The organism is Serratia sp. H1w (genome assembly GCF_000633355.1).
Taxonomy (GTDB): domain Bacteria; phylum Pseudomonadota; class Gammaproteobacteria; order Enterobacterales; family Enterobacteriaceae; genus Chania.
Map to the genome: position 1 here is coordinate 45,167 of NZ_AYMQ01000080.1, position 8,774 is coordinate 53,940.

Genomic DNA, 8,774 nt, shown 5'->3' on the forward strand with positions numbered 1-8,774 from the left:
GGTCAAGGGGCTGTAGTAATGAAGAAAAAGACGCTGTTCACTCTGCTGCTGATGGGGGTAGCAATCGCGATGGCGGTGCTCTTCCGCGCGCACAATCAGGATTTGTTATTGCAGGGAGAAGTGGACGCCCCCGAAGTGATTGTCGCCTCCAAGGCCAAGGGCCGGGTGATTGAGCGCCTGGCGGAGCGCGGAGATGATGTAAAAACCGGACAACTGTTGCTGCGGCTGGAAAGCCCGGAATTAATGGCCCAACTGCGTTCGGCGCAGGCGTCACGGGATGAAGCCCAGGCACAGTTGGATCAGTCGCTGCATGGCACTCGTGAAGAAAGTATCCGCAACCTGCGCGCCAATCTGGCTCAGGCCGAAGCGCAATACCAGAACGCCCAGCACGATTACGATCGTAACCTCAGCGTCGCCAGCAAAGGCTACGTCTCCAAATCCGAATTGGACAGCTCACGACGTGCACGTGATACCGCCTATCAACAAGTGCAGGCTGCCAAAGCCAATCTGGATGAAGGCGTCAATGGCGATCGCATCGAACTGCGGCAGAAATACGAGGCCGCCTTGCGAGCTACAGAGCAAGACCTGTTAGAAATTCAGGCCCAGACCGACGATCTGTTGGTTAAGGCACCGGTCGATGGTGAGGTGGGGCCGATCCCGGCAGAAGTAGGGGAACTGCTTAATGCGTCCAGCCCGTTGATGACGCTGATCCGCGTACCGGATGCTTACTTCGTGTTTAACCTGCGGGAAGATATCCTGGCGCATGTCCGCAAGGGCGATAAAGTCCAGCTGCGCGTACCGGCGCTGAAAGATCAGATGGTTGAGGCCGAGGTGCGCTACATCGCGCCGTTGGGGGACTACGCCACCAAACGCGCCACGCGCGCTACCGGTGATTTTGATCTGAAAACCTTTGAAGTTCGTTTGTATCTGTCGCAGCCGGTCGATGGCTTGCGTCCAGGGATGAGTACCTTATGGCAATGGAAAGAGTAAGGGCAGGCTGGCGCTGCTTCAGCCACGCGTTCAGTAACGAGTGCCGCATCGCTTTTCGCCGCCCGGTAGTTCACTGGCTGGGCTGGATCTTCCCGTTGATCCTGTTCGGCCTAATCAGCAGTAACTTCTCGGAAGGCACCTTGCTCGATCTACCGGTTTCGGTGGTGGATAACGACCACAGCCCGTTGTCGAAATCCCTGATCCGCAAATTGGATGCTGGCTCTCATGCCCATGTGCAAGCCTATGACGGCGGTCTTGATGAGTCGTTGCGCCGTCTGCGTAGCGCACAAGATTACGCTTTGCTGTCTATCCCGGCCGATTTTGAGGCGGATGCGCTGGCGGGCAATCAGCCTAACGTGGTGCTGTATTACAACGCGTTGTTTTACGGTGCCGGGCTGTATGCCACCCAGGATTTTAGCGGCCTGATGACCGAGGCCAACGCCAATTACCGCTCTATTATTGCCGGGGCGATGGGCAAGTCGCTGCCGCCGCTGGCGGATGTCACCCTCAACTATGGTAGCCTGTTCAATGCCAGCGGCAGCTATATCTATTATCAGCAGTTCGCGGCCACCATTCATATGCTGCAACTGTTTGTCGTCACCTGCATGATTTACGTGATGGCGCGTAGCAAATCCTTGCTGAAGGCCAAACCCTTCAGCCTGGCCTTGCTGGGGAAACTGGCTCCTTATACCCTGTGCTTTACCACCTTGCTGATGGTTGAGATTGCCGCGCTAGTGGGCATTTTTGACGCTCGTGTCAGCGGCAATCCGCTGTTTATGCTGATGATTGGCTTTTTCTACGTGATGGCGGCGCAAAGCATCGGCCTGTTGCTGTACACCTTTACCGGCAGCGCTATAACCGCCTATACCCTGATTGGCATGTTGGTGAGTATTGCACTGACGTTCTCTGGCATGGCAGTGCCCGAGCTTTCCATGCCCTTACCGGCGCGCATTATCTCCAATATCGAGCCTCTTACCCACGCGCTGTACGCGATGTTCGATGTGTTCCTGCGACAGGTGCCAGCCAGCGCCATCCTCAGCGTGTGCGCGTTGCTGGTGGTCTACCCATTGGTGACCGCGTTTCTAGTACGTAACCGACTGCTGAAGCGCCTGGCGAAAGAGGAGACGGTAGGATGAGTAGTTACTGGAAAACCTTCAGCAAGGTATTGATGAGCATGCTGGAGCGGCCTATGTGGCTGATGCTGATCCTGTCGTTGTGCATCATGAGCATGGTTTATGCCAACCGCACAGTATGGGATCTGCCAGTGGGGGTGATCGATCAGGATCATAGCACTGCCAGCCGCCAGCTTATCCGCCAGTTGGATGCGACCCCGAAGATCGCTATTCAAACCTACGACAGCCTGGATGAGGCGAAGCGCGATCTGGGTTGGCGCAAACTGTTTGCGGTGATCATCATGCCGGTGGATCTGGAGAAGAAGATCCTCAACGGCAAGAACATTGAGATCCCGGTGTTCGGTGATGCGACCAACCGGCTGGCGAACGGCCAGATCCAACAGGACGTGGTGGCGGCTTATCAGCAGTTACTGGGCCAGTACAACACCTCACTGCTAATGCGCAGCGGTTTCAGTGAACGGCAAGCTCAGGTGATCATGATGCCGATCCAGAGCCAAACGCTGGACGTATTCAATCCCGGCATCAGCTTTGCGGCGATTATCTTCCCTGGTTTGTTAGTGATGTTGCTACAGCACTCACTGCTGATTGCCTGTGTGCGTGTCAGCATTGTGTTGAAAGGCACGCCCGGTGGTAAGCCATCGCTCCCCGTGTATTTGGGCGGTCTGTCGGCTTTGCTGCCGATCTGGTTGTTCCTGTCGATCGTGCTATTTGTGCTGTGGCCTTGGGTCTTGGGCTATCGCCAGACGGCGACGATCCCAGAGATCTTGCTGCTGACTTTCCCGTTCCTGCTGGCGGTGCTGGGGTTGGGCAAGTTGGTGACCGAATGCTTGCGTAGCGTAGAGATGATCTACCTGACGCTATCGTTTATCACCACCCCAGTGTTTTACCTTTCCGGCACCATTTGGCCGCTGCAAGCCATGCCACAGTGGGTCAGGGCAGTTTCATCGATGATCCCCTCCACCTGGGCAACCAAGGCCATTGCCGGTGTGAATCAGATGGGGCTATCGCTGCGGGATGTTGGCGGAGACGTGGCCATGCTGCTACTGCTGGGGGCTGTTTATACGCTGATTGGTATTGGTGTGGGCGCAGTGCGTAACCGTGTCGGCTTACGAAATCTATTCCGTAAACGTACGTAGGGGCGCTGCATGCTGCGCCCGCTAAAAACCATCGCAGAACGATAACTCCTGCTCTGCGACAGTGGGTTTACTGCACCAGTTCTAACCCGGACACGCGCCGCCAGTAGCCGTTACACTCAGCGTGATTGGTTAACGTCAGCGGCTGAGTCCCCTGCTCGTTGGCACGGAAGCTGTCGAGCAGCGCGAGGGTTGCTACACCCTGTGGCGACAGACGCACGATATCCACCAACCCCTGCATGCTGGTCAGTTCATTACCGAGGTTGTAGCAGTAACCGCTCATAGTCTGAATGCCGTTGAGCACAAACACCTGTTGGTTCTCTTGCGAGTTGACGATGCGGCCTTGCGGATATTTGATACAGCAGGTTTCGCATTCATCTTTGCCCCGGTTTTCTGAGCGGGCGGTAAAGCAGCGTGCGGAATAGGCCAGTGGCAAATGGCCGTAGCTCAACACTTCCACTTCAAACCTTTGGCGGAAGCCTAGCTCATCACATTGCTGCAATACATTGGCCAACCAGTCACGTGAAAGCTCGACTGGCATACACCAGCGCGTCATGCCTTGCTTATGCAGCAGACGCAGGGTGTAGGCGTTGTAGCAATTGAGGGCATGTCCGGCGACAAACGGCAAGCCGCGATCGGCGGCCATGTTTACCGTACCCAGATCGTTGGCTTCGATCAGAAATTCCCCGTTCTCCACATAACGCTTCAGTTCGTTCAGCTCTGAAGGGGCCTGTAGCAAAGCCAGAGTGGAGATCACCACCTGTTTGCCAGATTTGGCGATCTCCTGCGCCAGCGCCAGCCAGTCACCGACTTTCATCTCGCGCCGTTTGGTACACACGCTCTCGCCAAGATAGATAATATCGGCACTGCTGCTCATCGCTTGCTGATAGAAGGCTTCTATCTCGCTGTTTGGCCAGTAGTAGAGCACCGGGCCTAATGCATATTTCATGGTTTCTCCTGCTACTGCCATTTACGGTGGTACGCGCCAAGCGTGGTCTGGGTGCCTTCGGACATGGCACCCAGCGTTTCCATCCATGCGGCATCGGCCTGATAGCCAGTCGGGTTGGCCATGCAGCGATCGATCGCCTGGCGCCAGACGCGAGCTACCTGGCTAACATAGGCGGGGCTGCGTTGGCGGCCTTCGATCTTCACGGAAGCAATATTGGCGGCCAGCAACTCTGGCAACAGTTCCAGCGTATTCAGGCTGGTGGGTTCTTCCAACGGGTGATAGAGCACGTTATCCACCAGATAGCGGCCTTTGCACAGCGTGGGGTAACCGGCGTTTTCCCCGTCCTGATAACGGTCGATCAGCACGTCATTGAGGCGTGATTCCATCCCCTGCGGCGTTTGCTGCCAGCGTACAAAGCGGGCCGGTGAGCAAGCTCCAACGGTATTGGGCGATTCTCCTGTCAGATAAGAGGAGAGATAGCACCGTCCTTCGGCCATGATGCACAAACTGCCAAAGGCAAATACTTCCAACGGTACTGGGCTGGTACGTGATAGCTGCTTCACTTGGTGCATCGATAGCACGCGCGGCAGCACCACTCGGGCAACATCAAAATGGCGCTGATAAAAACGGATGGCTTCTTCATTGGTCGCAGAGGCTTGCACCGAGACATGACGCTCCACCTGCGGATAACGTTCTGCGGCATATTCCAGCATCGCCAAATCGGCCAGGATCAGTGCATCGGCCCCCAGTTGCGCTGCCATATCCACGGCGCGCTGCCAGCGGGCATAGCCATCGGGATGGGCAAAGGTGTTGATGGCGATGTGCAACTTACGGCCATGGCGGTGCACATAGTCGGCCGCTTCCTGTAGTTTCTTCTCGGTAAAGTTCAGCCCGGCAAAGTGGCGCGCATTGGTATCGTCTTTCAGGCCGATGTACACGGCATCTGCGCCATTATCTACCGCGGCTTTCAAGGCTGGCAGGTTGCCAGCGGGGCAAAGCAGCTCCATAACTCTATCCTGATTCAACGCTGTGGTAAGCGTACCGGGCGATTGGCTTGTCCGGTAATGATGTAAATGGGGAAGCAATTTTAGTGAACCCGAGGTTAACAAGCTTTGATTTGAGGCAGCTTCTGGCGTATTGATATTCAAGTGCCACAGAACAAGATGAGCGTTAATTGCACCATTTGTTGATATAGACCGGTTACGCATAGCCGCAATGTGGCAAAATAACCTCAGACTGAGTGGAAAGGAGTGAATAACAGTGTTGGAAAAACTACGAGCACGCATTGTGCGTCAAGGGCCGTCGCTGTTGCGCGTACCGTTAAAATTCACGCCGTTTGCTCTGCAGCGTCAGGTGTTGGAACAGGTGCTGAGCTGGCAGTTCCGCCAGGCGCTGGCTGAGGGTGATTTGGCGTTTCTTGAATCACGCTGGCTGAAAATCGAAGTGCGTGATTTGGCGCTGCAATGGTTTATGACAGTAGAAAACGATAGGCTGGTGGTGAGCCAACAGGCTGAGGCGGACGTCAGCTTCAGCGGCGAAGCCAACGATCTGATCTTGATTGCGGCACGTAAGCAAGATCCCGACACGCTGTTTTTCCAGCGTCGGTTGCAGATTGAAGGAGATACCGAATTGGGCCTGTATGTAAAAAATCTGATGGACGCCATCGATCTGGATGCGATGCCTACGCCGTTGCGCGTTGGCCTGCTGAAGTTGGCGGACTTTGTTGAGGCAGGGTTGCAGGAGGGCACGGAGCCAACTTCCCGTGTGCCGCAGCCATGCTGATCCGTGTAGAAATTCCGGTAGATGCCGCAGGCATTGATGCGCTGTTGCGTAATGCTTTTGGCCGTGATGACGAAGCCGATCTGGTACAACAACTGCGTGAAGACGGGTTGCTGACGCTGGGCATCGTAGCTACGGACGATGAAGGTGGCGTAGTGGGTTATGCTGCTTTCAGTCCGGTGGACGTTGCAGGTGAGGATCGTCAGTGGGTGGGGCTTGCGCCGTTGGCGGTAGAGGAAAGCCTGCGTCGCCAAGGGCTGGCCGAAAAGCTGGTTTACGAAGGGCTGGATGCGCTGAATGAGTTCGGCTATGCCGCCGTTGTGGTGCTGGGTGAACCTGCTTACTACGGGCGTTTTGGCTTTAAAAATGCCGCCCAGTACGATCTGCACTGCCGCTGGCCAGGAACGGAAGCCGCATTCCAGGTTTATCCACTGGCGGAAGATGCACTTGATGGCGTACAAGGGCTGGTGGCATTTTCAGAGCCGTTTAATCGGTTTTAACCACCGGCAGTAGGTATGCCAATGAGAGAGGCGGGTTTGTCACCAGCCTCTCTTTTTGTGTTTTGCTCAACTGTTTCACCCGATACTCCAGTCTTAGCGCCATTGAACGATCTCCCACCTGGCTGTGGAAAACCAGCTGCAATTCCCCTTTGCCACGCAAGGCTTTGGCCCCTTTGCCCGCTTGGTGCTGCGCAACACGCCGGGCGACATCTGTCGTTATGCCGGTATACAACATCCCGCTGGGCATCCGCAGCACATAGAGGTGCCAGATTGTTTCATTCATAATGGCCTGCACAGGGTTGATATGATCAGGGGATTGATGGTGCTATTTTTCAATGCTGTTCACCAGAGTTCAACCAATAATTCACAGCTATACTCTAACGTACTTGAGGTGCGTTTCCAGTTCCTCCTTTCCCAGAACCAATGCTGAAGCTCTCACTTTGACGCAAGCTATGAAAGCTTACATTAAAAATGATAATCATTTTTCTTGCCTGTACTCTCAGATTTGGTAGTCTGAACCTTGGATAGATTAGTATGTGATGAACAAAAGTGTGTAAGGGATATAATGCATGGATGATAACGATTTAAAAGTCAAGCTAATTAGGCTAGGCATGAAGGAAGTTGATGCTAAGTCACTAATAAAAATAGCTAGGTATCAGAATATTAGTATTGAAAGAGCATTTGCAAATAGCTTTATGGGAACATATCGGTGTGTTGCCATACTTATTTTTGGGTATTTTTTCTTTGTTTTTTACATGAGTAAGGAGAATATTTTTTTATTTTCATTTATATATATATCATTCAACGCAATTGTTTTTTTTCTTACTCCCTTTTTCAAAGGATTCTTTTGGAGTTTAAAGGTTCTGTTTGCACTGAGAGAGAGGTAAAATGGATAGTTTCTCGCTTGTCACCTTGGAAAGAAAAAAGGAAGAGATCAATCGTCAAGCCAAAAGTGTCGCTTTTTCATATTTAAGTGATATAAGGATTGCTAACAGCTTTATTTATAGTGAAGATCAATTGGCTGAGTTTTGTATAGCGCAATATAAATCAGGTAAAACTTCATATTCTGATGTTATGGCGCAATTGCAAGAGCAGTATGATATTCTTTATAAAAGAAATGTTGAGCTAATGATGGGATCTGCAAAAATATATGCTATTGCTGAAAGAAAAAAAGAGCAAAATTCCACATTAAACATAATATTAAAACAGGTAGGGTTTGTTAGTGGAGGCATACAAGCAATCGGTGGATATGGAATATGCTATGCAAGTGTAGGTTCAGCATGTGCTTATTTAGGAACACCGTTGGTAATGCATGGACTAGAAAATATGTGGGAGAATGGTTACTTTCTTGCAATGCGTAGCGAACCTACTGATATGCCACTTCGGGAGGCCTATAGGCAAGCAGCAAAGATACTTGGCGGAGATGGTAGAGATGGGGATATTGCATACTCTATTGGTGACCTAGCTCTTTCGGCTGGTTCAATGTTTAAGGTTGAACTTGTACCTAATGCTTGGAAATTATTCTATTATATTAGGGATGATTATATTATGAGTTGGAAGACAATGGGGGCTGCAGGGATCGGTAGTGAAATTGTTGGAGACTCAGCAGTAGGGTTCTCTCTATATCAGTTGATCAATAACTCTGAACAGTGGAATAATTTATCAGAAAATTGAGTCGTGGCATGCTGACATAAAAATAGAGTATGTTAATTATATGTAAGCGATGCCTCAATATTAATATACTCTATCATCCCATACGCTATATCCAGTAGTTCCTGCGATATGGTGAGTCCATTTAATATCATTGTAAGAAACGCTCAATACTTCTTCGGGTTGACTATCGGCATTTGTCAGTAAATGAGGATAGTTCATTCCTACCCGCTTAAGGTTAGCTTTTCTTATTTCAACAGAGAAGTATTTTTCTTGTTGTCCTTGACTAGATGTCCTGTAGAAATCTAACAGTAGATACAGTTCTTCATTATTAGATATTGCCATACCGATCAGAGGTGTAGCTTTGTCTACTGGTTTGGTGATAATAAATGGCTGGTGAGAAACGTGCTGCTCTCGGTTAATCCCGTGTGCGAGCGCATATATCATACATTGATCGGCATGCCCTGACTGGAACTTGTTGCCAACGGAGTCAAACGAAGAACAACCAGCAGATATTAAACCTTGTTTTTCACCCTTCAACGTCATATATATTAGATTTGCCATGTAACTCCCTTACATAGATGCATAAAATTGTACAATACACCGCTTCATCCAAAATTTGGTCATGTATTCAATGTGT

At 51.4% G+C, this 8,774-nt stretch carries 11 protein-coding genes; 7 read left to right on the plus strand and 4 right to left on the minus strand.

Annotated elements, in window-relative coordinates; all coding sequences use genetic code 11:
* Positions 1–18 precede the first annotated feature (18 nt).
* The 3 genes from U869_RS0118880 to U869_RS0118890 are packed head-to-tail and all read left to right on the plus strand — an operon-like array spanning position 19 to position 3,259.
* Complete coding sequence (locus U869_RS0118880) at positions 19–990, plus strand: HlyD family secretion protein (protein WP_025122888.1); 972 nt, start codon at positions 19–21, stop codon at positions 988–990.
* The gene (locus U869_RS0118885) at positions 972–2,126 is read left to right on the plus strand and encodes an ABC transporter permease (RefSeq protein WP_025122887.1); all 1,155 of its coding nucleotides are present in this window, start codon (positions 972–974) and stop codon (positions 2,124–2,126) included. The genes U869_RS0118880 and U869_RS0118885 overlap by 19 nt, the downstream gene beginning before the upstream one ends.
* Positions 2,123–3,259 carry an ABC transporter permease gene (locus tag U869_RS0118890; RefSeq protein WP_025122886.1) on the plus strand — a complete coding sequence of 379 codons (1,137 nt, stop codon included), beginning with the start codon at positions 2,123–2,125 and terminating at the stop codon, positions 3,257–3,259. Before U869_RS0118885 ends, U869_RS0118890 begins: the two co-directional genes overlap by 4 nt.
* 67 nt (positions 3,260–3,326) lie before the next feature.
* Here U869_RS0118890 and U869_RS0118895 read toward each other — a convergent pair whose 3' ends face one another.
* Together U869_RS0118895 and U869_RS0118900 are read right to left on the minus strand one after the other, a co-directional pair.
* Complete coding sequence (locus U869_RS0118895) at positions 3,327–4,205, minus strand: U32 family peptidase (RefSeq protein WP_025122885.1); 879 nt, start codon at positions 4,203–4,205, stop codon at positions 3,327–3,329.
* Positions 4,206–4,216: 11 nt separating this feature from the next.
* Entirely contained in the window at positions 4,217–5,212 is a 996-nt protein-coding gene (locus U869_RS0118900) for a peptidase U32 family protein (RefSeq protein WP_025122884.1), read from the minus strand.
* A gap of 253 nt (positions 5,213–5,465) precedes the next feature.
* On the opposite strand from U869_RS0118900, the gene U869_RS0118905 reads away from it, so the two are divergent.
* Positions 5,466–5,987, plus strand: coding sequence for an SCP2 domain-containing protein (locus tag U869_RS0118905; protein WP_025122883.1), 522 nt, complete (start codon positions 5,466–5,468; stop codon positions 5,985–5,987).
* Positions 5,981–6,484 carry a GNAT family N-acetyltransferase gene (locus U869_RS0118910; RefSeq protein ID WP_025122882.1) on the plus strand — a complete coding sequence of 168 codons (504 nt, stop codon included), beginning with the start codon at positions 5,981–5,983 and terminating at the stop codon, positions 6,482–6,484. The genes U869_RS0118905 and U869_RS0118910 overlap by 7 nt, the downstream gene beginning before the upstream one ends.
* Here U869_RS0118910 and U869_RS0118915 read toward each other — a convergent pair.
* Entirely contained in the window at positions 6,471–6,767 is a 297-nt protein-coding gene (locus U869_RS0118915; RefSeq protein ID WP_025122881.1) for a GIY-YIG nuclease family protein, read from the minus strand. The genes U869_RS0118910 and U869_RS0118915 overlap by 14 nt on opposite strands.
* Positions 6,768–7,053: 286 nt before the next feature.
* Between U869_RS0118915 and U869_RS0118920 the strand changes: the two genes are divergently transcribed.
* The gene (locus tag U869_RS0118920) at positions 7,054–7,371 is read left to right on the plus strand and encodes a hypothetical protein (RefSeq protein WP_025122880.1); all 318 of its coding nucleotides are present in this window, start codon (positions 7,054–7,056) and stop codon (positions 7,369–7,371) included.
* 1 nt (position 7,372) lies between these two features.
* Positions 7,373–8,158 carry a DUF4225 domain-containing protein gene (locus U869_RS0118925; RefSeq protein WP_025122879.1) on the plus strand — a complete coding sequence of 262 codons (786 nt, stop codon included), beginning with the start codon at positions 7,373–7,375 and terminating at the stop codon, positions 8,156–8,158.
* A gap of 60 nt (positions 8,159–8,218) precedes the next feature.
* Here the strand turns inward: U869_RS0118925 and U869_RS0118930 are convergent, their stop codons facing one another.
* Positions 8,219–8,698, minus strand: a complete 480-nt coding sequence (locus tag U869_RS0118930) for an Hcp family type VI secretion system effector (RefSeq protein ID WP_025122878.1) — start codon at positions 8,696–8,698, stop codon at positions 8,219–8,221.
* Positions 8,699–8,774 lie beyond the last annotated feature (76 nt).